The sequence below is a fragment of the Kordiimonas lacus genome, from assembly GCF_001550055.1.
GTDB lineage: Bacteria > Pseudomonadota > Alphaproteobacteria > Sphingomonadales > Kordiimonadaceae > Kordiimonas > Kordiimonas lacus.
In genome coordinates this window covers 308,244-330,963 of the sequence record NZ_LRUA01000006.1, presented here as the reverse complement: position 1 = coordinate 330,963, position 22,720 = coordinate 308,244, and the positions used below count along the sequence as shown (strand labels likewise).

General features: G+C 57.8%; 24 protein-coding genes. 4 read left to right on the top strand and 20 right to left on the bottom strand.

Annotation, left to right across the window (positions count from 1 at the left end):
- Positions 1-6: 6 nt before the first annotated feature.
- Positions 7-504 (top strand): outer membrane protein assembly factor BamE, encoded by a 498-nt coding sequence (locus KORLAC_RS09690; protein ID WP_068305918.1) that lies wholly within the window; start codon positions 7-9, stop codon positions 502-504.
- A 76-nt stretch (positions 505-580) separates the two neighbouring features.
- Here KORLAC_RS09690 and KORLAC_RS09685 read toward each other — a convergent pair whose 3' ends face one another.
- The 11 genes from KORLAC_RS09685 to rpiB all read right to left on the bottom strand — a co-directional run bounded on the left by KORLAC_RS09685 (position 581) and on the right by rpiB (position 10,546).
- Positions 581-2,668, bottom strand: a complete 2,088-nt coding sequence (locus tag KORLAC_RS09685) for a sodium-translocating pyrophosphatase (RefSeq protein ID WP_068305916.1) — start codon at positions 2,666-2,668, stop codon at positions 581-583.
- A gap of 230 nt (positions 2,669-2,898) precedes the next feature.
- Entirely contained in the window at positions 2,899-3,399 is a 501-nt protein-coding gene (locus tag KORLAC_RS09680) for a hypothetical protein (protein ID WP_068305914.1), read from the bottom strand.
- Positions 3,400-3,421: 22 nt separating this feature from the next.
- Positions 3,422-4,375 carry a thiamine-phosphate kinase gene (thiL, locus tag KORLAC_RS09675; RefSeq protein ID WP_068305912.1) on the bottom strand — a complete coding sequence of 318 codons (954 nt, stop codon included), beginning with the start codon at positions 4,373-4,375 and terminating at the stop codon, positions 3,422-3,424.
- A 30-nt stretch (positions 4,376-4,405) separates the two neighbouring features.
- Positions 4,406-4,873 carry a transcription antitermination factor NusB gene (gene nusB / locus KORLAC_RS09670; protein WP_068305906.1) on the bottom strand — a complete coding sequence of 156 codons (468 nt, stop codon included), beginning with the start codon at positions 4,871-4,873 and terminating at the stop codon, positions 4,406-4,408.
- A complete protein-coding gene (locus tag KORLAC_RS09665) occupies positions 4,873-5,313 on the bottom strand; it encodes a 6,7-dimethyl-8-ribityllumazine synthase (protein ID WP_068305903.1) in 441 nt (146 codons plus the stop codon). Before KORLAC_RS09665 ends, nusB begins: the two co-directional genes overlap by 1 nt.
- 60 nt (positions 5,314-5,373) lie before the next feature.
- Positions 5,374-6,483, bottom strand: coding sequence for a 3,4-dihydroxy-2-butanone-4-phosphate synthase (gene ribB / locus KORLAC_RS09660; RefSeq protein ID WP_068305902.1), 1,110 nt, complete (start codon positions 6,481-6,483; stop codon positions 5,374-5,376).
- 4 nt (positions 6,484-6,487) lie between these two features.
- Positions 6,488-7,087, bottom strand: a complete 600-nt coding sequence (locus KORLAC_RS09655) for a riboflavin synthase (RefSeq protein ID WP_068305900.1) — start codon at positions 7,085-7,087, stop codon at positions 6,488-6,490.
- A gap of 9 nt (positions 7,088-7,096) precedes the next feature.
- Positions 7,097-8,191, bottom strand: coding sequence for a bifunctional diaminohydroxyphosphoribosylaminopyrimidine deaminase/5-amino-6-(5-phosphoribosylamino)uracil reductase RibD (ribD, locus tag KORLAC_RS09650; protein WP_206594912.1), 1,095 nt, complete (start codon positions 8,189-8,191; stop codon positions 7,097-7,099).
- 13 nt (positions 8,192-8,204) lie between these two features.
- Complete coding sequence (gene nrdR / locus KORLAC_RS09645; protein ID WP_068305899.1) at positions 8,205-8,684, bottom strand: transcriptional regulator NrdR; 480 nt, start codon at positions 8,682-8,684, stop codon at positions 8,205-8,207.
- Positions 8,685-8,765: 81 nt separating this feature from the next.
- Complete coding sequence (gene glyA, locus KORLAC_RS09640; RefSeq protein ID WP_068305898.1) at positions 8,766-10,058, bottom strand: serine hydroxymethyltransferase; 1,293 nt, start codon at positions 10,056-10,058, stop codon at positions 8,766-8,768.
- Positions 10,059-10,108: 50 nt separating this feature from the next.
- A complete protein-coding gene (gene rpiB, locus KORLAC_RS09635) occupies positions 10,109-10,546 on the bottom strand; it encodes a ribose 5-phosphate isomerase B (RefSeq protein WP_068305894.1) in 438 nt (145 codons plus the stop codon).
- A 273-nt stretch (positions 10,547-10,819) separates the two neighbouring features.
- On the opposite strand from rpiB, the gene KORLAC_RS09630 reads away from it, so the two are divergent.
- Positions 10,820-11,236, top strand: coding sequence for a Ros/MucR family transcriptional regulator (locus tag KORLAC_RS09630; protein WP_068305892.1), 417 nt, complete (start codon positions 10,820-10,822; stop codon positions 11,234-11,236).
- Between the two features lie 33 nt (positions 11,237-11,269).
- Here the strand turns inward: KORLAC_RS09630 and KORLAC_RS09625 are convergent, their stop codons facing one another.
- The 3 genes from KORLAC_RS09625 to KORLAC_RS09615 form a co-directional block, all read right to left on the bottom strand.
- Positions 11,270-11,488, bottom strand: coding sequence for a DUF6898 family protein (locus KORLAC_RS09625; RefSeq protein ID WP_068305890.1), 219 nt, complete (start codon positions 11,486-11,488; stop codon positions 11,270-11,272).
- A gap of 13 nt (positions 11,489-11,501) precedes the next feature.
- Positions 11,502-12,719 carry a 5-aminolevulinate synthase gene (hemA, locus tag KORLAC_RS09620; RefSeq protein ID WP_068307101.1) on the bottom strand — a complete coding sequence of 406 codons (1,218 nt, stop codon included), beginning with the start codon at positions 12,717-12,719 and terminating at the stop codon, positions 11,502-11,504.
- 157 nt (positions 12,720-12,876) lie between these two features.
- Complete coding sequence (locus KORLAC_RS09615) at positions 12,877-13,356, bottom strand: MarR family winged helix-turn-helix transcriptional regulator (RefSeq protein WP_068305888.1); 480 nt, start codon at positions 13,354-13,356, stop codon at positions 12,877-12,879.
- 214 nt (positions 13,357-13,570) lie between these two features.
- Between KORLAC_RS09615 and hemB the strand changes: the two genes are divergently transcribed.
- The gene (gene hemB / locus KORLAC_RS09610) at positions 13,571-14,560 is read left to right on the top strand and encodes a porphobilinogen synthase (RefSeq protein WP_082714601.1); all 990 of its coding nucleotides are present in this window, start codon (positions 13,571-13,573) and stop codon (positions 14,558-14,560) included.
- Between the two features lie 6 nt (positions 14,561-14,566).
- On the opposite strand, the gene KORLAC_RS09605 is transcribed toward hemB, so the two are convergent.
- The 5 genes from KORLAC_RS09605 to KORLAC_RS09585 form a co-directional block, all read right to left on the bottom strand.
- Positions 14,567-15,166, bottom strand: coding sequence for a C-type lectin domain-containing protein (locus tag KORLAC_RS09605; protein WP_068305884.1), 600 nt, complete (start codon positions 15,164-15,166; stop codon positions 14,567-14,569).
- A 78-nt stretch (positions 15,167-15,244) separates the two neighbouring features.
- A complete protein-coding gene (locus KORLAC_RS09600; protein WP_241493398.1) occupies positions 15,245-15,988 on the bottom strand; it encodes an RNA methyltransferase in 744 nt (247 codons plus the stop codon).
- Complete coding sequence (gene cysS / locus KORLAC_RS09595; RefSeq protein ID WP_068305880.1) at positions 15,988-17,319, bottom strand: cysteine--tRNA ligase; 1,332 nt, start codon at positions 17,317-17,319, stop codon at positions 15,988-15,990. Before cysS ends, KORLAC_RS09600 begins: the two co-directional genes overlap by 1 nt.
- Before the next feature lie 10 nt (positions 17,320-17,329).
- Positions 17,330-18,661: a glutamate--tRNA ligase gene (gltX, locus tag KORLAC_RS09590; protein WP_068305878.1), complete on the bottom strand. Its 1,332-nt coding sequence runs from the start codon at positions 18,659-18,661 to the stop codon at positions 17,330-17,332.
- 44 nt (positions 18,662-18,705) lie between these two features.
- Positions 18,706-20,379 carry an NAD+ synthase gene (locus KORLAC_RS09585; protein ID WP_068305876.1) on the bottom strand — a complete coding sequence of 558 codons (1,674 nt, stop codon included), beginning with the start codon at positions 20,377-20,379 and terminating at the stop codon, positions 18,706-18,708.
- A 128-nt stretch (positions 20,380-20,507) separates the two neighbouring features.
- Between KORLAC_RS09585 and KORLAC_RS09580 the strand changes: the two genes are divergently transcribed.
- Positions 20,508-21,137: a LysE family translocator gene (locus KORLAC_RS09580; protein ID WP_068305874.1), complete on the top strand. Its 630-nt coding sequence runs from the start codon at positions 20,508-20,510 to the stop codon at positions 21,135-21,137.
- Between the two features lie 121 nt (positions 21,138-21,258).
- On the opposite strand, the gene KORLAC_RS09575 is transcribed toward KORLAC_RS09580, so the two are convergent.
- The gene (locus tag KORLAC_RS09575; protein ID WP_068305873.1) at positions 21,259-22,632 is read right to left on the bottom strand and encodes a class II 3-deoxy-7-phosphoheptulonate synthase; all 1,374 of its coding nucleotides are present in this window, start codon (positions 22,630-22,632) and stop codon (positions 21,259-21,261) included.
- Positions 22,633-22,720 lie beyond the last annotated feature (88 nt).

The window sequence follows — 22,720 nt, the reverse complement described above, 5'->3', positions numbered from 1 at the left end:
TAGTAGATGAAAATGACCTCTCTTGCGAAACAGGCGAAACCACTGGCTCTGTGTCTTATGGCCGGTGTGGCTTTGTCGGCATGCGGTAACTCACGCATGATCCGCGGCTATGTTTTCGACAAGGAACTTGCTGCTGCTATCCAGCCCGGCGTGGACAACCGCCAGTCGGTTGAATCAACACTTGGCACGCCAACGGTTCGTGCCACGTTTGACGACAACACCTGGTATTATATCTCCACGACTGTTCGCATCCGCCCGGTTTTCTGGCCCGATGCCCAGGAACACCGCGTGATGGCTGTAGCCTTCAGCGACACTGGTGTGGTGACCGACGTGGTCAACTACGACCTGTCCGACATGCGCAAGGTTGACCCGGTTGATGATGAAACCCCAACCAAAGGCCGCAAGGAAGGCTTCTTCCAGCAGATCTTTGGCGGCGTTGGCCGGTTCGCAGGTGGCTCCGCCCCTGTTGGCAGCCAGGGTGGCGGTCGCGGCCCGAACGGCTAACCCGGCCCGAACAGAAGCAGACAAAGAAAAAGCCCCGGCAGTGCCGGGGCTTTCTGTTTTCGGATCAAACCGGTGTCTAGTGCGCCAGCATCGCCAGCAGCAGAAGCGCCACGATGTTGGTGATCTTGATCATCGGGTTCACAGCCGGGCCTGCAGTGTCCTTGTACGGATCACCAACAGTATCGCCTGTCACGGCAGCCTTGTGAGCTTCAGAGCCCTTGCCGCCATGGTTGCCGTCCTCGATATATTTCTTCGCATTGTCCCATGCGCCGCCGCCGGCGGTCATGGAAAGTGCGACAAAGAGGCCGCCAACGATCACGCCCAGAAGAAGAGCGCCAAGTGCCGCAAATGCGGCCGCCTGACCTGCAATGGCATTGATCAGATAGTAGGTAATCACCGGCGCCGCCACAGGCAGCAGGCTTGGGATGATCATCTCCTTGATCGCTGCTTTGGTCAGCAAGTCAACCGACCGGGCATAATCCGGCTTGGATGTCCCTTCCATAATGCCAGGGTTATTGCGGAACTGCTCGCGCACTTCCTCAACCACTGCACCGCCTGCGCGGCCCACAGCTGTCATGCCCATCGCACCAAAGAGGTACGGCAGCATGGCCCCAAGGAACAGCCCAACAACCACATACGGGTTAGACAGGCCGAAATCGACCGTAACATCCGAGAAGTAGGTGTTGAGGTCCGCCGTATAGGCACCAAACAGCACCAGTGCAGCCAGGCCCGCGGAACCGATAGCATAGCCCTTGGTAACAGCTTTGGTGGTGTTGCCCACAGCATCAAGCGCGTCAGTGCGGCTCCGAACCGTCTCGTCGAGGCCAGCCATTTCCGCGATACCGCCAGCGTTGTCTGTAACAGGGCCGTAGGCATCTAGCGCCACAACCATGCCTGCAAGCGCCAGCATCGCGGTTGCCGCGAAGCCAAGACCAAGGATACCGGCAAGCTGGTAGGCAACAATAATGCCTGCACAGATGACCAGCGTCGGCAGTGCGGTAGACTCAAGGGAAATCGCTAGCCCCTGAATCACGTTCGTGCCGTGGCCTGTTTCAGATGACTTGGCAATCGACCGAACCGGGCGATAGTCAGTACCGGTATAATATTCAGTGATCCAGATAATCAATCCGGTCACGATCAGCCCGATCAGGCCGCAGTAATAGAGGTCACGCCCGGTGAAGCTGCTGGAGGCCGTCTGGAAAACCCGTTCCATCTCGCCGCCCAGTGCCCAGTCCATGGCAAACCACATTACACCGGCAGACAGAACCGCCGTCACGATAAAGCCTTTGTATAGTGCCCCCATGATCGACTGGCTTTTGCCCAGCTTGACAAAATAGGTGCCGATGATCGAGGTCAGGATACAGCCGCCACCGATGATCAATGGAAGTTGCATGATATCTGCAGCACCTGAACTGATGAACAGCGCGGAAAGCACCATGGTCGCACCAATGGTCACAACATAGGTTTCAAACAGGTCTGCCGCCATGCCGGCACAGTCACCAACGTTGTCGCCCACGTTATCGGCAATCACCGCCGGGTTGCGTGGATCGTCTTCCGGGATACCGGCTTCCACCTTACCAACGAGGTCAGCGCCAACGTCGGCGCCCTTGGTGAAGATACCGCCGCCCAAACGGGCGAAGATGGAGATAAGCGATGCACCAAACCCGAGTGCCACCAGGGCGTCAATCACTGCACGGTCCGTTGGGTCAATCCCCATTGGCCCGGTCAGAACTGTATAGTAACCAGCCACGGCAAGAAGTGCGAGTCCGGCAACCAGCATACCTGTCACCGCGCCGGACCGGAATGCGATGGTCAGGCCTGCTTGCAGGCTGGTGCTGGCAGCTTCAGTTGTGCGAACGTTGGCCTTGACGGAAATCAGCATACCAATATAGCCCGCAACGCCCGACAGAACGGCGCCGATGACAAAGCCAAGGGCAGCAAGTTGCCCCAGTGTAACAAAAAGAATCACAGCAACAACCACACCCACAATGGCAATGGTACGATACTGACGATTAAGGTAGGCCTGCGCTCCTTCCTGGATCGCAGTAGCAATTTCCTGCATTTTCTCGGAGCCCGCACTGGCGGACAAAATAGACTGACGCGTTACAATGCCGTACAGAACGGCAGCAACGCCGCATGCAATCGCGGCGTACAATACTTCCATGGGAAACTCCCTCCCTTGAACCAAACCCAAGTAGTTTGAGCTTATCGGGCAGAGATACTCCCCACACGTCCGCCCTGCTCATTCATTCTAGTAGACAAACCCCTAAAACTCCTGACAACAGGTTGGTCGGTTTTCACCTTAGGAAGCATTTTCAAGACTTTCAACCATCTTAAAAAAGAGAAGGCGCCGCAAACATGCAGCGCCTTGCGTAATCCAAGCTTTACCGCCAGCTAGCGCGACAGCCGCATGGTATTGAGGATCGAGATATTTTCCACCACATTGGGGCCGACAACCTCTGCGGCCTTCTTCTTCAGGACCGCCGCGACCTTGTCATGGTCCAGCTGCAGCGGCGAGTCTTCCTGCATCAGGTCGTTCTGGCTGATCGCTGCGATAAAGGCGTGTTGCAGTTGCGGTTGGGAACGCTTCACCAAAATCTGGTTGTCGTCGCCGTAAACCTGCACCGCCAGATCGACAAAATAGTTGCCCACAAAGCGGGAGCTGTTCTCATTCCTGAGATAGATTGGTACCGCGATGCGTTCAAAGCCAACCGTCAGCAAAGGTCCCGATGGTTTTTTGCGTTCTTGTTCCTGCCCTTCGGTCGCCGGCGCCATGTTCTTGAAATAATAAAATCCAAGCCCGCCGCCGATCGCGATGCCACCCAAAAGCCCGAGGATCAGGAGCAATTTGCCTGAACCGGAGTTTCCATGAATTGATACGTCATCCTGTGACATTGACTAACACCTCGGTTCAATTTCAAAAATGTTGGTAACCCTGCTGGCCAGACTGCACCAAATTACCTGATGAATCAACAAGATGGCATCCGCCGCCCTGTTCCACCACACCGATGCGCGTGAGCTGGACACCACAGTCCACAGCAATGCGTTCCAGCGCGCCTGCGTTTGAAGCTGAAGCGGTAAAGACCAGTTCATAGTCATCCCCACCCGCATAGACAGACGGCCACAGCTCACTGTCCTGCCCCACCAGTGCGGCAACGGCTTCCGAAAGCGGCAGGCTGGACTGATCTACACGGGCGCCAACAGCTGATGCCGCGCAGATATGCCCAAGGTCGGCCAACAGTCCGTCAGAGACATCGGCGCAGGCTGATGCCACGCCCCTAAGGGCCTGGCCCAGAGCAACGCGAGGTGTGGGTTTCCGATACCGGCGCACGAGGCCTTCTGAAGCGTCCAGCCGTCCCTGAACCATCTTCACGCCCAGCGCGGCATCGCCAAGCGTACCGGACACATAGACATCGTCACCGACCTGCGCGCCGCCGCGTCTAATCATACCTCCGGAGGGCACGGTGCCCATGGCTGTGATACTGAGGGTCACGCCGCCTGTGCTGGCAGTGGTGTCGCCTCCCGCAAGCTGAATGCCGAATGGCTCCTGGCACGCTTTCAGGCCAGCAGCAAAATCGGCAATCCAGGCTTCAGGTGCGCCCTTTGGCAGGCTGAGACCGACAAAATAGTGTGTGGGGTTCGCGCCTTTGGCTGCCAGGTCTGACAGGTTGACGGCCAGTGCCTTCCAGGCGATGTCCGCGGCTGGCTCATCACCAACGAAATGCACACCTTCCACGATCAGGTCCTTGGTCACGACCAGTTCATGACCGTCTGGTACGGTGAGGCAGGCAGCATCATCCGCAAGGCCAAGCCCCTCGGGCCCGGCCAGCGGACGAAAATATCTGGCAATCAGGTCAAATTCTCCGGCCATAAGCTTCTCTGCTTTCTGCCGGGGCACGTGCTAGGTGCGCACGGCCTTGGCAAACCTGTCGAGGACGCCATTGACGAACGACGCTTCCGTGCGCTCGTAAAAACCGTGCGCCACATCGACATACTCATTGATGATCACGGCAGTCGGCACATCCGGGCGCGCTACCAGCTCATAACCGCCCGCGCGGAAAATGGCGTGGATCAGCTTCTCCAGGCGGTCAAGCGGCCAGTCCGATGACAGACAGCTTGTCAGCGTGCCGTCAATTTCCTCGCGGCGTTCCCAGGCGCCCAGCACCACGTCGCTGAACAGGTTGGCGTCAGCGGCAACATACTGGTCGCCTTCGATTTCCTGGCCCAGGCGGTGATTGACATATTCCTCAACCACCATCTTGGCTTTTGGTTCGTCGGACATGTCCAGCTGGTAGAGCGCCTGAACGGCTGCAAGGCGCGCTGCGCTCCTGGGGCCGCCAACCTTCGGTGTTTTTGATCCTGCGGACATTATTCTACTCCAAAACTCTGCTTCAGTCCGATCATGGCAAGTGCAGCCTGTGCCGCCCCTGCCCCTTTATTCTTCTGGTCGCGTTTCGCGCGCGCCCATGCCTGGTCCCAGTCCTCGACGGTCAGAATGCCGTTGCCGATGGCCAGGTTTTCATTGAGTGCCAGGTCCATCAGGCCACGCGCGCTTTCGCCGCACACATAGTCATAGTGGGTCGTCTCACCGCGGATCACGCAGCCAAGCGCCACATAGCCGTCGAAATGCGCCTTTTGGCCCGCATGCGCAAACTTGATCGCCGCCGGGATCTCAAGCGCACCGGGCACGTCGTACCGGTCCCACGTGCAGTCTGCGGCTTCGATCGCCTCAATGGCGCCTGCCGCCAGCTCGTCGGCCAGGTCTGCATAGAATTTTGCTTCGACAATAAGAATATGAGGCTTTGCCATCTTTTTTCCTTGGAACGCGCCAGCCCTTGTTGGACGTGTGGCGATAAATCAGTGCGGCGCCTAACCGGCGTCCGGAATTTTCCGTTGTTCTACGATATCGAGACCATACCCATCAAGCGCAACATAGTGGTTCGGGCTGTTGGAATAGAGAATCATGTGGCGCACGCCGATATCGAGGAGGATCTGCGAGCCAAGCCCGATGTCCTTCAGCGCACGCTCCTTGCCGTCGTCTTCCGCCGGCACGCCTTCCAGCAGCTCCGACGGGCGGATCGCGATCTGCCCCGGGAACAGCACCACAACGCCGTGGCCTTCGCCCTCAATCGCGGTCATGGCGCGCTCAAGCTGGCCACTGCGCGGATGGTCCATGCCCAGCAGGTCTTCGAAGGGGTTCAGCGCGTGCATCCGCACTGGCGTCGGCACGCTGCTGTCGATGTCGCCCAGCACCAGCGCCACGGTTTCGCGGCGGTCAGCGGTAGAGCGGTAAACAACCACACGCCATTTCTTGCCGCTCTGGCGCACGAAATCGCTTTCGGACGCGCGCTCAACCAGCACATCATTCTTCAGCCGGTAGGCAATCAGGTCCCGGATGGTCGCCACTTTCAGGCCGTGCTCTTTAGCAAACGGGATCAGGTCTGGCAGGCGCGCCATGGTGCCGTCGTCCTTCATGATCTCACAGATCACGGCGGACGGGTTGAGGCCCGCGAGGCGGGAAATATCAACAGAGGCTTCGGTATGCCCAGCCCGCATCAGCACGCCACCGTCCTGTGCCATCAGCGGAAACACATGGCCCGGTGTGGCCAGATCGTCCGCGCCTTTTGAACCGTCGATCGCCACGGAAATCGTGTGCGCCCGGTCAGCCGCGGAAATGCCGGTTGTCACACCCTGCTTGGCTTCGATTGACACGGTGAAGGCCGTCTGGTTGCGCGCCTGATTGTTGTTGCTCATCTGCGGCAACTTCAGCGCTTCAACCCGCTCCCGCGTCAGCGGCAGGCAAATCAGGCCACGGCCGTGCTTGGCCATGAAGTTGATGGCGTCAGGCGTTGCCATTTGCGCCGGGATGATCAGGTCACCTTCGTTTTCACGGTCTTCGTCATCCACCAGGATATACATGCGCCCGTTGCGCGCGTCCTCAATGACGTCTTCGATTGGTGACAGGAAACTCTCTGACACAGGCCTATCCTCTGCTTTGAAGGCGCGCTACGTACCGCGCCAGAATATCGAATTCCACATTCACGGTGTCGCCCTGCTTGCTGTTGCGGAAGCTGGTGACCGCCTGCGTGTGCGGGATCAGGTTAATGGAGAAGCGCGTGACATCGCCTTCGTCGGCAACCGAATTCACCGTCAGGGAGGCCCCATCGATGGTAACGCTGCCCTTCTGGGCCACGAACGCTCCGTGCGCGCTTGGGATTGCGATATCCATAACGACAGACTCGCCAAGCTCATCAAAGCGCACAATTTCGCCAGTGCAGTCCACATGGCCTGTCACGATATGACCGCCAAGTTCGTCCCCAAGCTTCAGGGAGCGCTCCAAGTTGACTTCCGTGCCCTCGGCCCAACCGTTCAGGTTGGTCACCTTCAGCGTTTCGGCAGACACATCAACCGCAAACCAGCCTGTGTCTTTGTCCACTACTGTCAGGCAAACGCCTGAACAGGCAATGGAGGCACCGATATCAACGGACGCCATATCAAAGGCGGTCTCAAGCGTGACCCGCTTGTCAACGTCGCCTTCCACGGCGCGAATGCGCCCCACATCTGTAACAATTCCGGTAAACATGCGCCTGAGTTACTCCGCCTTGACGTATGATGCAAGTATATCCGGCCCCAGTTGCCGAATTGTCTCAAGATTGAAATGGGGCGCATCCCCAAGGCTGGCAAGGCCAAGGTCGCCGATTGCCGGTCGGCCGTCAGCACCAATGGCTTTTGCGGCGCTGAAATGCGCGATCCTGTCTGCAAAACCAGCCTTCAGGAAAGACGCATGCACCTGCCCGCCGCCTTCGACAAGCACCCGGGTAAATCCGCGTTCTGCGAGAATGGCCGAAACGGCGGCAAGATCGCGGGTATCGTCAACCGCGACGGTTTCAACGCCCAGTTTTTGGAGCGCCGCTTCCTTGGCAGCGTCGCGCACCTGGTGGAAAACCACAGTGCCCCGCGTGGCAGCACGTTGTGCCAGTTTATGGGAAGGCTTCAACTGCAGTGTACCGTCCAGAATAATGGGTGCGGGCGATCGGCCTTCCAGCCCCGCAAGCCGGCAGTCAAGCATAGGGTCGTCCGCCAGTACCGTACCGCTGCCCACAAGGATGCCGTCATGCTGTGCCCTGAGCATATGACCAAAGCGCCGGGCCTCACTGCCAGTGATCCATTTGCTGTCACCATTTTCAAGGGCGATACGGCCATCCAGCGTGCTGGCGATCTTGACGGTGAATAACGGGCGCTCGCGGCTCACGCGCAGGAAAAAGCCCCGGTTAAGCTGCGCAGCTTCCATTTCGCATACGCCGTTTCTGGTCTCCACGCCCGCATTCGCCAGAATGGCCAGCCCTTTGCCCGCCACGCGCCAATCCGGGTCCGAAACCGCCATCACGCAGCGGCTGATGCCTGCGTTCACAAGGGCTTCGGCACAGGGGCCGGTTTTGCCAACATGGGCGCAAGGCTCAAGCGTGACATAGGCAGTGGCCCCCTTCGCGGCGGCGCCGGCCTGCCCCAGCGCCATGGTTTCTGCGTGTGGCCGCCCGCCCGGCTGGGTCCAGCCGCGGCCAATGATGATGCCGTCTTTCACCAGAATGCAGCCAACAGCAGGATTGGGCGCAACAGTACCAAGGCCGCGCCGGGCAAGCCCAAGCGCAGCCTTCATATAGGTTTCATCTAACGATGTTGAGGCCACTCAAGCCTCCCTGTCAGGGTTCTTCGGAAAAGACCTCGTCTTCCGTGCCGGACATCTTGCCCAGGAACTTCTCAAAGTCGGAAGCCTCGCGGAAGTTACGGTACACGGATGCGTAGCGCACATAGGCTACCTGATCGAGGCTTTCGAGCCCTTCCATGACTAAACGGCCAATCTCACCCGAATCAATCTCATTTTCACCCATGGATTCAAGCCGACGCACGATACCGTTGATCATGCGCTCCACCCGGTCCGGGTCAACCGGCCGTTTGCGCAGGGAAATATCAAGCGACCGCTCCAATTTGGCCCGTTCAAAGGGTACGCGCCGCCCGGTTTTCTTGATCACAGTCAGCTCGCGCAACTGCACACGCTCAAATGTGGTGAACCGTGCCCCGCATGCCGGGCAAAACCGCCGACGCCGGATCGCCGACTTGTCGTCGGTCGGACGGCTGTCCTTAACCTGAGTGTCTTCGTTTTGACAAAACGGACAACGCATAACGCCCCCTACTCCCCTGAATTCTTTTCTTGGTCACTGATGGTGTGGGGATAATGCACCCACACCATCTTGTGATCAAGCTTATCCCAATTCACTATAGATTGGGAAGCGTGCACAAAGGGCAGCGACCTTGTCGCGTGCTGCGGCCTCTGCTGCATCATTGTTTTCAGGGTTGGCCGCCAGGCCGTCCAGGACCTCGGTGATCATGTCCGCAATCTGGCCGAATTCCTCTTCGCCGAAGCCACGGGTCGTGCCGGCTGGCGTCCCCAGGCGAATACCGGACGTGATAAACGGCTTTTCCGGATCGAACGGCACACCGTTCTTGTTACAGGTCATGTGGGCGCGCTCAAGCGCTTCGTCTGCTGCCTTGCCGGTCAAGCCTTTCGGGCGCAGGTCCACCAGCACAACGTGGGTGTCGGTGCCGCCAGAGACGATATCAAAACCGTTGGCCTTGAGCTTGTCAGCCAGAACCTTGGCGTTTTTGACAACCTGTGCCGCATATTCCTTGAATTCCGGGCGCAGTGCTTCACCGAACGCAACCGCCTTCGCGGCAATCACATGCATCAGCGGGCCGCCCTGAAGGCCTGGGAATACCGCAGAGTTGATCTTCTTCGCCACATCCTCACGGTTGGTCAGGATCATACCGCCACGTGGGCCACGCAGGGTTTTGTGCGTCGTGGTTGTGACAATATCAGCATACTCAAGCGGGTTCGGGTGCGCGCCACCAGCTACGAGGCCTGCGAAGTGTGCCATATCAACGAACAGAAGCGCGTTTACGCTGTCAGCGATTTCACGGAAGCGCTTGAAGTCGATCACACGGGGGTACGCAGAACCGCCAGCGATGATGATGGTCGGCTTGTGCTCAAGCGCCATTTCGGCAACCTGATCATAGTCGATCTGGGCGTCTTCACGCCGTACGCCATACTGGACTGCGTTGAACCATTTCCCGGAAAGCGCAGGGGCTGCACCGTGGGTCAGGTGACCACCGGCATCCAGGCTCATACCCATGATGGTGTCGCCCGGCTTTGCCAGCGCAAGCATCACAGCACCGTTGGCCTGCGCGCCAGAGTGCGGCTGCACGTTGACGAACTCTGCCCCAAACAGCTGCTTCGCACGCTCGATTGCCAGGTTTTCGGCCACGTCCACATGGTGACAGCCTTGGTAGTAACGGCGCCCAGGATAGCCTTCGGCATATTTGTTGGTCAGCACAGAGCCCTGAGCTTCAAGCACAGCGCGACTGACAATGTTTTCGGATGCGATCAGTTCGATCTGGCCTTGCTGGCGCTCAAGTTCGCCTGTCACTGAATTCAGCAGCTCTGGGTCAGTTTCGGACAGATGGGAAGAAAAGAAACCAGGTTGGGTAAAACTAGTCATCGTTGGTGGGCCCTTACGAATATAGAAAAATAAGTATGTTGGGTTTAGCTTTAAGCACCCATTTTGTCGACCCGCCTTTGGTGGCGACCGCCTTCAAAATCAGTGTTCAGAAATGCGTTGAGACAATCCAGTGCCGTTTCAATGCCAATCAGGCGCGCGCCCAGCGACAATACGTTGGCGTCATTATGCTGGCGGGACAGCTTTGCCATCAGGCTATCGGTGCACAGAGCCGCACGAACGGCAGGGTTCCGGTTGGCCGCGATCGATATTCCGATCCCCGAACCACACACCAGCACACCGCGCTTGGCCTTGCCGCTGGCAATCGCTTCACCCATGGCAATACCAAAATCTGGGTAGTCAACAGACTCAAGACCGTTAGTGCCCAGATCCAGCACGTCATAGCCACGGTCTGACAGTTCGTTTTTCAGGGTTTCTTTCAGGTCAAAACCTGCATGATCGCAAGCAATTGCAATTGTCTCGGATGCCATTCTACGCCTCATCGGTCAAAGGTCTCGCAGCCAAGGACTGCGGCGGGAATTCGCGGCTTGATTATCATAGAAAAGGCCAGAACCCAAGCGCGCAAAAAGCGGCATGTATGAAAACCACTTATTCAACAAATTAGCTGACGTATTACTTGGGAATGCATCTATTAACTATTTATTAACAAATAAATTGTGAAAGAACAACCATTTGATGTTGTAATCACCAACGAAATGCGGCAATAAAAACTCGAAAAATTAAGAAATTGGAGCATTAATTTAATGTCAGACTTTGACGCCTCCTCCGATTCAGGCGAAATCATGTTGGGTCTGGTGGCAGACATTGTTGCGGCCTATGTCAGCAACAATACCCTTGATTCTGACCAACTGCCGGATGTCATCAAGACTGTCCACTCCACCCTGAGCGGACTTGGCCAACAACAAAGCCCTTTCGGCAGCGCCAACCAGAAGCCCGCCGTACCGGTGAATAAATCCTATACCAAGGACTATATCATCTGCCTTGAAGATGGGAAGAAACTGAAGATGCTCAAGCGTTATCTCAGAACCCGTTTCGGCATGACACCGGAAGACTATCGCGCCAAATGGGGCCTGCCGGTGGATTATCCGATGGTTGCGCCGAATTATGCTGCAAAACGATCCGAATTCGCCAAGAAAATCGGGCTCGGCAAGAAACGCTGAACTAATTCGGAATGATTGTCTCCAAGGGGCGGCCTAGATGGTCAGCCCCTTTTTTGGTGCCCCGCCCGCTTTCGCGTCCCGCTCCATCACATACCGAAGCTTCCGGATCGCAACAGCTTCAAGCTCCTGCTTGCTGGCACGCGGGTCTCCCACGATCTGGACTTCCCGTCCGGTGCGCGTGCAGACAGCACTGACCCGCACGGAATTACCGACGCGAATAAATTCGATGATGACGTTATCAGGTGAAGCCATCGGGCTTTCCCTCTCAGCCTACCTCGCGCTTGAGGTGCAGGCGCTGCCAAACTTCGCTCAAGGCCGAGACCAAGGCATTCATGACATTGTCGTCATGAAGTGGACCCGGCGTGAAGCGCAGGCGTTCGGTTCCCCGCGGAACCGTCGGGTAATTGATCGGCTGAACATAGATACCATATTCGTTCAGCAACAGATCAGACACATCCTTACACAGCACCGGATCGCCAATGAAGACCGGTACGATGTGGCTTTCGCTGTCCATAACCGGCAGGTTGGCTGCCTTCAGCAGCACCTTCAGCTTGGCAGCCCTTTCCTGGTGCTGCTCGCGCTCTGCGTTGCTTGCCTTCAAGTGACGAATGCTTGCAAGCGCGCCGGCTGCCAGCACAGGGCTCAGCGCCGTTGTAAAGATAAAGCCGGACGCATAGCTGCGGACAACATCCACGAGCGCTTTCGACGCAGTGATATAGCCGCCCATAACGCCAAACGCCTTGCCAAGCGTCCCTTCAATGATGGTCACCCGGTCGGCCACGCCGTCGCGCTCAGAGACACCGCCGCCGCGTTTGCCGTACAGGCCAACAGCGTGCACTTCGTCCAGATAGGTCATCGCGCCGTATTTGTCCGCCAGGTCACAAATCTTGCCGATCGGTGCAATATCGCCGTCCATGGAATAGACGGATTCAAAAGCGATCAGCTTTGGCGCAGCCGGATCGCTTGCTGCCAGAAGCTCTTCAAGATGCTCGAGGTCGTTATGGCGGAAGATATGTTTCTTCGCGCCACTGTTGCGAATGCCCTGAATCATGGATGCATGGTTCATGGCATCGGAATAAACGATGCAACCCGGCAGCAGTTTGGCTACGGTCGAGAGCGTCGCCTCATTCGAAATATAGCCACTGGTAAACAGAAGCGCGGCTTCCTTGCCGTGCAGGTCAGCCAGCTCTTCCTCAAGAAGCACATGATAATGGTTGGTGCCTGCAATGTTACGCGTGCCGCCAGCGCCCGCGCCGGTCTCGTCCAGCGCCTTGTGCATGGCGCCGATCACGGTTTCATGCTGGCCCATGCCCAGATAGTCATTCGAACACCAGACAGTGATAGCACGGGCGTTATCGCCCGCATCGTGCCGTACGGCCCGTGGGAAATTGCCGCGCTCGCGCGAGATATCAGCAAAGACGCGGTAGCGCCCTTCCTGGCGTACGGCTTCGATTGCGTCGGCAAAAATCTTTTTATAGTCCATCAGGCAGTCCATTCGCTTACAGCTGTCCGAAGTGTATCGGCGCGCTCTTCATAGCGCAATGCTGCGCTTTTCGTCCAGAGTCGAAAATGTCGCACCTGCATATAAAAATAGACTGGCCCAATTGCAAGGCCAGTCTTTTTCTGCCCTCTGCGACTCTCTAGAGTCCGAAGTGTAGCTTGTCAGACCAGTAGCGTTCAAGGTTGCGCAAGTTTTTACGCAAATTTTTCAGCTCATCATGGTTGATTAGATCGTCCTGCAGCAGCTCATCCAGGTGCTGTTTGTAGAGATCGTCGATCAAATTCCGGATTTCATAGCCCTTGTCCGTCAGCGAGATACGGACCGCGCGCCGGTCATAATCAGACCGCTCGTGGCGCAGATAGCCCATCTCAACCAGCTTCTTGAGGTTATAGGAAACGTTGGAACCCTGATAATAACCGCGGGTTTTAAGCTCGCCGGCGGTCATTTCATTCTCGCCGATATTGTGCAGCAGCAGTGCCTGAACCGGGTTCAGGTCATTGCAGCCGATATGCTCCATATGGTTCTTCAATACATCGAGAAGTCGTCGGTGAAGCCGTTCGACAAGGCTCAGGATATCGAGAAATAGGAACTTTGGATCGTTAAAATCGTAACCGCTCATGGTATCTGCCTGACTTTTAGAGAAGATTTTTAGTGAATCTTGACTAAAAACAATCTGCTCCACAAGTACTAACGGATTATTAATGCTAAAATTTGAACTATTTTCGTGATCGAAAGCCGTTTGGTGCGGCATATTGCTCCAAATTTTCAGCAAGCAGTGACAAACTTGCTTTTGCGTGCCTAAGATGCGCGAAAATTTCAGTAAGGATACCTATATGACAGCTCGTTTCCCCGCCACGCGCCTGCGCCGCCCGCGCGCTACAGACTGGTCCCGCCGCATGGTGCGCGAAAACCACCTGTCCGCCAATGATCTGATCTGGCCGATTTTTGTGCGCGAAGGCAAAGGCGTTGTCGAGCCTGTGGCCTCCATGCCGGGCGTTAACCGGCTATCGGTCGATGAAGCGGTGAAGGCGGCAAAGGAAGCGGCAAGCCTGGGCATTCCCTGCATTGCCCTGTTCCCCAACACACCATCCGACAAGCGCGACGAACGCGGCGACGAGGCGCTGAACCCGGACAATCTGATCAACACAGCCATGCGCGCCATCAAGGACGCCGTGCCGGAGATTGGCCTGATGGCCGATGTGGCGCTGGACCCCTACACCAGCCACGGCCAGGACGGCCTGGTTGAAGATGGCGTGATCCTGAATGATGAAACCGTTGGCGTCTTGGTGCAGCAGGCGGTGGTGCAGGCTGAGGCCGGCGCCGACATTATCGCCCCATCCGACATGATGGACGGCCGCGTTGGGGCCATTCGCGGTGAATTGGACAAGGCAGGGTTCCAACATGTGCAGATCATGGCCTACAGCGCCAAATACGCCTCCGCCTTCTATGGCCCGTTCCGCGATGCGGTTGGTAGCAAGGGTGCGCTGAAGGGTGACAAGAAAACCTACCAGATGGACCCGGCCAACCGTGCCGAGGCCTTGCGCGAAATTGAGCAGGACATTCTGGAAGGCGCCGACAGCGTGATGGTCAAGCCTGGCATGCCGTACCTGGACATCGTGCGTGATGTGAAAGACACATTCGGTGTGCCCACCTACGCCTATCAGGTGTCTGGCGAATATGCGATGCTGATGGCCGCCGCACAGAATGGCTGGCTGGATCAGGATGCTGTGATGATGGAATCGCTTCTGGCATTCAAGCGCGCGGGCGCAAACGGGGTTCTAAGCTATTTTGCGCCCATGGCGGCCAAACTGCTGCAGGGCTAAGGCAGGCTAGTCCTGCCCGCCTTCTTCTGCAGCTTCTTCCTCTGCGGCTTCTTCCTCTGCGGGCACCGGAAATTCAACCATCATATAGGTCAGGTTCTGATTGCCCCTACCCATCTGCCAGCGCACGCCAAAGGCGTCGGGCTCGTAGAAAATCGGAATTTCCATACCGCTATCCTTGCGGGCACGGCAGGTCCGGCTGATGTCCCTGAGCGCGCCTTCGCCAAAACCGCGGAAAGATTGATCTGCGAGGTTGCTGCCGTCCACCCACAACAGGTCGGCAGTCTCGTTGCAGGTCGCGCTCAGGCCAAGCCACATGGGGCTGGTGCGGATCATCGGGAAATTCAGAAGCAGGAAATAGTGGGTTTCCACGTCCTTGACCGTCGCCAGCTGCCCTTCCCTGCCTTCATAGAGGTAACCACGCACCATACGTTTGGCGTGGCGCCATGTGTGGGGCGGCTTGCCGTAAAACTCGAAGACTTGATAGTAGCTGCCGTTTCCCTCATTGAGGTGCACCTCGCCCAGCGGCCGCGCGACAGCCGTGCCTGTTTCGTCAATGCCCTGAAACAGCATCATCATAATGGCAAGTGTTGCACCAATCCCAGACATAGGCCCTCCTTGTTAATCTCAGCACCTTCTGTGCCACACTATTATAGCAAAGGAAACGCTGTATGACAGATGAACGGCTTAGGCGTCGTCCCTTGCAGGGCGCGCGAGAGATTTGATAATGCCGCGCATGGTGTGGACTTCCTGGCGCGAAAAGGCGGCATTCTGCACCAAATTGCGGAGCGTCCGGCGCAGCGGGTTCCGGCGCCCTTCTGACCGGAAATAGCCCTTTTTCTCAAGCTCCCGTTCCATATGCTCCATCAGGCCCAGAAGTTCATCCTTGCTGGCCAACGGGTCTTCATGGGCGGATTGATAGGCCGGGGTCTGGTCGGCAAATGTGTGAAACTCATAAGCTGCCAGAACAACCGCCTGCGCCAGGTTGAGGCTGCCGAATTCCGGGTTCACCGGTACAGTCAGCACCGTGTCCGCCAGCACCACATCGTCATTGGTCAGGCCCGAGCGCTCAGGCCCGAACAGAATGGCCGACTTGGCACCGTCCTTGATCTGGGCATGCATCTGGGCTGCCATCTCGCGCGGGGTGACCACCGGCTTGGGCATATCGCGGTCCCGCACGGTGGCGGCATAGACATGGTTGCAGTCGGCCACGGCCTCTTCAACCGTGTCATAGACCTTGGCTGCATCCAGAATGATATCGGCGCCCGCGGCGGCCGGTCCTGCCGCCGGGTTGGGCCAGCCATCCCGCGGGGCAACAAGGCGCATTTCCGTTAGGCCGAAATTGAGCATGGCGCGGGCTGCCTTACCGATATTCTCGCCCAGCTGCGGTCGCACCAGGATTATGGCGGGTTGTTGGCGATCGTGCGTCATCAGTCGGCCTGACGCCATTTCACGCCGTCTGGTCCGACTTCAATCACAAGGCCAAGGGCCGTCGCTTCATCGCGGAGGGCATCAGCGGTGGCAAAATCCTTGGCGGCTCGGGCAGCGTTATACTTTGCCGTGTTGGCGTCAATCCAGGCGCTCTGTTCATCCGAGAAGCTCTGGAACCAGTCGCTTGCCTCTTGCATTAGCAAGCCCATGAACTGCGCGCCGGCTTTCAGCTCAGCCGCTGTTTCAGGTGCTGCCAGCGCATCAAGGGCCGCAATTGCCTTTGGTGTATTCAGGTCATCCGCCAGTGCATCAATCACGCTGGCCGGCACTTCTGAGGCCGCTTCCACACCGTCCGTGATGCGGTACCAACGGTCCAGCCTGCGCTTCTGCTCGCGCGTGCTATCCAGCGAGAAATCAACCGGCTGGCGATAGTGCGCCGTCAGCAAACTGAGCCGCAGCGCCTCACCTGGGTGCTCCGCTATCAGGTCATGCACTGTATGGAAGTTGCCCAAGGACTTGGACATCTTCTCGCCGTCCACCGTCAGGTAGCCGTTGTGCATCCAATAGTTCACGAACTGCTTGCCGTGCGAGCATTCGCTCTGCGCGATCTCATTTTCATGGTGCGGGAAGATCAGGTCCTGCCCACCACCATGGATATCGATGGTGTCGCCCAGATGCTTCTCGATCATGCAGGAGCATTCAAGGTGCCAGCCCGGACGGCCGCGGCCCCAGGGGCTGTTCCAGCCAACCTGATCATCCGTTGATGGCTTCCAGAGCACGAAATCCGCCGGATCGCGCTTGTAGGGCGCCACTTCAACACGGGCGCCTGCCACCAGCTCATCGCGGCTATGGCGCGACAGCGCACCATAATTATCCATGGACGGCACATTGAACATCACATGGCCTTCCGCCTCATAGGCGTGGCCCTGTTCGATCAGCGTGCGCATCATCTTGATCATTTCAGGCAAATGCTCAGTCGCCTTGGGCTGGATCGTTGGGTCCTGCGCGCCAAGGGTGGCCATGTCTTCCTGATAGATTTTGGTATAGCGGCTGGTGATGGCTTTGATGCTGACACCTTCCGCTATCGCACGCTCCATGATCTTGTCCTCAATATCGGTGATATTGCGGGCATAGGTCACATGATCTTGGCCGTAGACGTGTTTGAGCAACCGGAACAGCATGTCAAACACCACAACAGGGCGGGCGTTGCCGATATGGGCATAGTCATAGACCGTCGGCCCACACACATACATGCGAACGTTTTGCGGATCGATGGGCCTAAAGACCTGTTTCTCGCGCGCCAGCGTGTTGTAGACCCGAATCTCGGTCATGGAAGCCCCCTTATGCGCTTTCGCCAGACAGACGCGCCACAACCTTGTCGCGGCCGATCAGCGGCAGCAGCATACCCATGTCCGGGCCGTGGTCTTGCCCTGTCAGCGCCTGACGAAGCGGCATGAAGAGCGCACGGCCCTTGGCGCCCGTGGCTTCCTTGATCGCACCCGTCCAGGCCTGCCAGCTGTCGCCCGTCAGCTCGCCTGCAGGCAGCAGCTCAAGCGTTTTGGCAATATGGTTTGCGTCTTCGATTTTTGGCGTCACCGGGCCGTCGATGATCTTTTTCAGTTCTGCCACATCAGCCAGCTTGTTGATGTTTGGCTGCAGCGCCAGCCACATCTCTTCCGAAACACCGTCCAGACGGTCCGCAACGGCAGCATAAGGTGTTGCGTGCAGGATCTTGGCATTCAGCACATCAAGCTCTGCAGGGTCCAGCTTGGCGGTCGAGCGGCCAAACTTGCCGAAATCGAAACCGGCGATCAGTGGCTGGGCGTCCACGAAAGGCTCGATCGGCTCAGATGTGCCAACGCGGGCCAGCAGGCTCACAATCGCCATTGGCTCAATGCCTGCCTCATCGCGGTATTCCTCGATGGACATGGCGCCGTGGCGCTTGGAAAGGCCTTCGCCGCTTTTGCCAGTCAGCAAAGCAAAGTGGGCCATCTCTGGCGCTTTGCCGCCCACAGCTTCAAATATCTGCACCTGAACGGCAGAATTGGTTGTGTGGTCTTCGCCGCGCACGATGTGGGTGATGCCGTAATCCACGTCATCCACCACGGATGGCAGCGTATAGAGGAACGAGCCGTCTTCGCGGATCAGGATCGGATCAGACAGCGCCTCAAGGTCGATCGATACATCGCCCCGGATCATGTCAGTCCATTCAACGCGCGCAGGCGTGTTCAGCTTGAAGCGCCAGTGCGGCTGGCGGCCTTCGGCCTCGAACCTGGCTTTGTCTTCGTCCGTGAGGTTCAGTGCAGACCGGTCATAGACAGGTGGCTTGCCGCGGCCCATCTGGATCTTGCGCTTCATGTCCAGCTCTTCGGCTGTCTCATAGCATGGATAAAGCCGGCCTTCGGCCTTCAGCTTTTCAACCACTTCATTATAGCGGTCAAAGCGCTCGCTCTGCTTGAAGGTTTCATCCCACTCCAGGCCAAGCCACGTCAGGTCTGCCTTGATGGCTTCTTCGTTTTCCAGCGTTGACCGCTCGCGGTCCGTATCGTCGATGCGCAGCACGAAGGTGCCACCCTGCTGGCGCGCGAACAGCCAGTTCACGAGTGCAGCACGGATATTCCCCACATGAAGCTTGCCCGTGGGTGACGGGGCAAAACGAACCTTAACAGTCATTGTCTTTATCCAACCTTATTGGCCTGACGGCCTTGATGTATAAGTTATTCAGTCCTGCGGGCGCTTCTGAACCCATTGGTGATGGGGTAGCGGCGATCCCGGCCAAAATTCTTGCGCGTAATCTTCACGCCCGGCGGCGACTGGCGCCTTTTGTATTCGGCGATGTACAGCAGGTGCTCAATTCGTGCAACCTCTGATGCGCTGTGGCCGCGTTCGATGATCTCGTCCACGGACATTTCTTCGTCTACCAGACAGCGGAGCATATCATCCAGCGCCTCGTATGGCGGCAGGCTGTCTTCGTCCTTCTGGTCTTCGCGAAGCTCTGCGGTTGGCGGCTTGGTGATGATATTTTCCGGGATCACCTCGCCCGATGGCCCAAGCGCACCCACGGGCACATTTTCATTGCGCCAGCGCGACAGTGCAAACACGTCCAGCTTATAGACGTCCTTCAGCACGCTATAGCCACCGCACATGTCACCGTAGAGCGTTGCATAGCCAACACTCATCTCGCTCTTGTTGCCGGTCGTCAGCACCATCTTGCCAAACTTGTTAGAGAGCGACATCAACACCAAGCCACGCAGCCGCGACTGGATGTTTTCTTCTGTCGTATCGGCTTTCGTGCCCTTGAACACGTCAGCAAGCATCTCGTCAAACGCCTCAACGCCCGGCTTGATGGCAATCACATCATACTGGACCCCAAGGGCCTTGGCGCAGTCTTCCGCGTCGCCCAGGCTTTCGCCAGACGTGTAGCGCGACGGCATCATCACACAGTGAACCTTGTCCGGCCCCAGCGCGTCTACCGCCACAGCGGCAGAAAGCGCGCTGTCGATCCCGCCCGACAGCCCCAGGATAACGCCGGGGAAGCGGTTCTTGTGAACATAGTCCTTCAGCCCCAGCACCATCGCCTGATACATGCTGGTGTAATGGTCTGGCGTGGGTGCCTGATAGCTGGTCGTGCACTCAAGGCCCTTGCCGGCGCGCGTCCATTCGGTGCGCAGCTCGGCCTCAGCCCAGAATTCCATCTGCACCGGCACGCTGCCGTCAGCGTTCATTACAAAGCTGCCGCCCTCAAACACCAGCTCGTCCTGCCCGGACATCTCGTTACAAAACACCAGCGGCAGGCCGGTTTCATCCACCCGGTTACGGGCGTGGACCTGGCGTTCCGGGTGTTTGTCCAGCTCAAACGGGCTGCAGGTCGGCACCAGCAAAATGTCAGCGCCATGATCCTTCAGGTTCTTGGCAATGGTCGGGTACCACATATCCTCGCAGATCATCACGCCAAGAAGGAAACCGCGGAATTCCATGGGCACGGACGGTGCGCCCGGCTTGAACACCCGCTTTTCGTCAAACACGCCATAGTTTGGCAGGTCATGCTTGTAGCGAATGGCTGAAATTTCGCCGTCTTCCAGCAGCAGGACCGCGTTATGCAATACTTCGCCGTCGAACCAGGGGCTGCCGATAATCAGGCCCGGTTTGCCGTCGCCCGCAGTCAGCGCCGCCAGCTCGTCCACCGCACGCATGGCGGTTCGCACAAAGAAGGGTTTCAGCACCAGATCCTCAAGCGGGTAGCCGGCAACCGACAGCTCAGGTGTCAGTACCAGGTCCGCGCCCGCGTTAGAGCCGCGCCCGTAAGCAGCTTTGATCAGGTCGGTGTTGGCCGCAATCGCGCCCACCGTCGGATTCATCTGCACCAGATATATGGATAAAGTATCAGTCATGACGCGCTTTTACCCTTCTTGGCGGGCCGGGACAAGTCAAAGAAAATCACGTGTTTGATCAAACGTGCTTGCCGCCGTTCCGGTATCTGGTATCTTGCACACCCGGCTTGATTTTAAAGGAATTATTTATGCCGGACCTTTCCACACTTCTTCTGTTTTCCGCCGCCAGCCTCGCGCTCACCGCAACGCCAGGCCCGGACATGCTCCTGATCGCGTCCCGAAGCGTCAGTCAGGGCAAGCTTGCAGGCTTGCTGACCTACGCGGGAATCGCCGCCGGGTGTTACTGTCACGCCCTGATGGTTGCCTTTGGCCTTGCCCAGCTTTTCCTGCTGGTGCCCGCCGCATTTGATATCGTCCGGTTCGCCGGTGCCGCTTACCTCCTCTATCTGGCATGGCAAACGCTTCGGTCGAAGCCAGACAACAGCGCCGCGGTTGCAGCGCCGCGCAAGCGCAAACGCCGGATTTTCAGTGAGGGGCTGATCACCAACCTCCTGAACCCGAAAATGGCTCTGTTTATGCTCGCCCTCTTCCCGCAGTTCCTGAAACCGGAAGCCGGGTCGGTGGTGATGCAGACGATGGTTCTGGTAACCATTCTGAATGTCATCGGGCTTCTGGTGAACGGCGTCGTCATTATCGCGAGTGGTACGCTGCGTCAGCGTCTTTCAAAGGGCGGCAGCTTCGGTCGCTGGCCGCAATATCTGCTCGCCGGTGTTTTCACAGGGCTTGCCGTTCGGCTTGCCTTCTCGGGCCGGAACTGAGCTTTCAAAAACAAACGGCGCCGCATTTCTGCGACGCCGGTTTCAAATTCTATGTTTTGGGCCCTACGGGTGTGCCCTTTTGTGCCCCTTTTAGTCATAGGGGCACTACCAGTGTGCCCTTTTACGCGGCCGCTGTTTTCGCCAACGCTTCGCGCTCTTCCTTCAGGGCTTCTGCCAGCAGGAACGCCATCTCGATTGACTGGCTGGCGTTCAGACGTGGATCGCAGTGCGTGTTGTAGCGCGACGACAGGCTGTCTTCGGTGATCGCCACAGCGCCACCAATGCATTCCGTCACATTCTGGCCCGTCAGCTCCAGGTGGATACCGCCGGCATATGTGCCTTCGGCGCGGTGACAGGCGAATACCTGGCGCACTTCCTTCAGCACCCGGTCGAACGGGCGGGTCTTGAGACCACCGTTGGAGGCCTTGGTATTGCCGTGCATCGGATCGCAGGACCAGACAACCTTCTTGCCTTCGGCTTTTACGGCGCGCAGCAGTTTCGGCAGGTGCTCTTCCACCTTGTCCGCACCAAAGCGGGTAATCAGTGTCAGGCGACCGGCTTCGTTATTCGGGTTCAGCGTGTCGATGAGCTTCAGCAAGCCATCCACTTCCGTGGTGGGGCCAACCTTGGCCGCAATCGGGTTTCCGATGCCGCTCAGGAACTCAAGGTGTGCGCCGTCCAGCTGGCGGGTCCGGTCGCCGACCCACAGCATGTGGGCCGAGGTGTCGTACCAATCGCCCGTAGTGCTGTCCACGCGCGTCAGGGCCTGCTCGTAGCCCAGCAGAAGCGCTTCGTGGCTGGTGTAGAAATCAGTACCCTGAAGCTGGCGCACGTCGTTCGGGTTGATGCCGCAGGCTTCCATGAAGTTGAGCGCTTCACCAATGCGGTCCGCCAGTTCTTTATATTTGTCACCAGCAGCCGATTTGGAAACAAAGTCCAGGTTCCAGCGGTGAACAGACATCAGGTTGGCATAGCCGCCCTGCGCAAACGCCCGCAGCAGGTTCAGCGTCGCGGCAGACTGGCTGTAAGCGCGCAGCATGCGGTTCGGGTCCGGAATGCGGGAGTCCGCATCAAACGCTGGGCCGTTGATAATGTCACCGCGGTAGCTTGGTAGCTCCACGCCATCCTTGGTTTCCATGTTGCTGGAACGCGGCTTTGCGAACTGGCCCGCAAGGCGCCCCACTTTCACAACCGGGCAGCTGGCAGCAAAGGTCAGCACCACCGCCATTTGCAGCAGTACACGGAAGGTGTCACGGATGTTGTTTGGGTGGAATTCAGCGAAGCTTTCGGCACAGTCACCACCCTGCAGCAGAAAGGCCTTACCTTCCGCCACATCGGCAAGCTGGGATTTCAGATGGCGTGCCTCGCCCGCAAAGACGAGTGGCGGATAGGAGGACAGCTCCTCTTCTACCCGTTTCAGCACTTCTCCATCAGGATAGTCCGGCACCTGTACGATCGGCCGGTTTCTCCAACTGTCTGGACGCCACTCACTCATCACTTTTCCTCAACTTCGCAGCACGCACTCGTGCAGGATTATTTCAATATCTTGCCATTTTCGGCAATTTCCTAAGCCCCACATATAA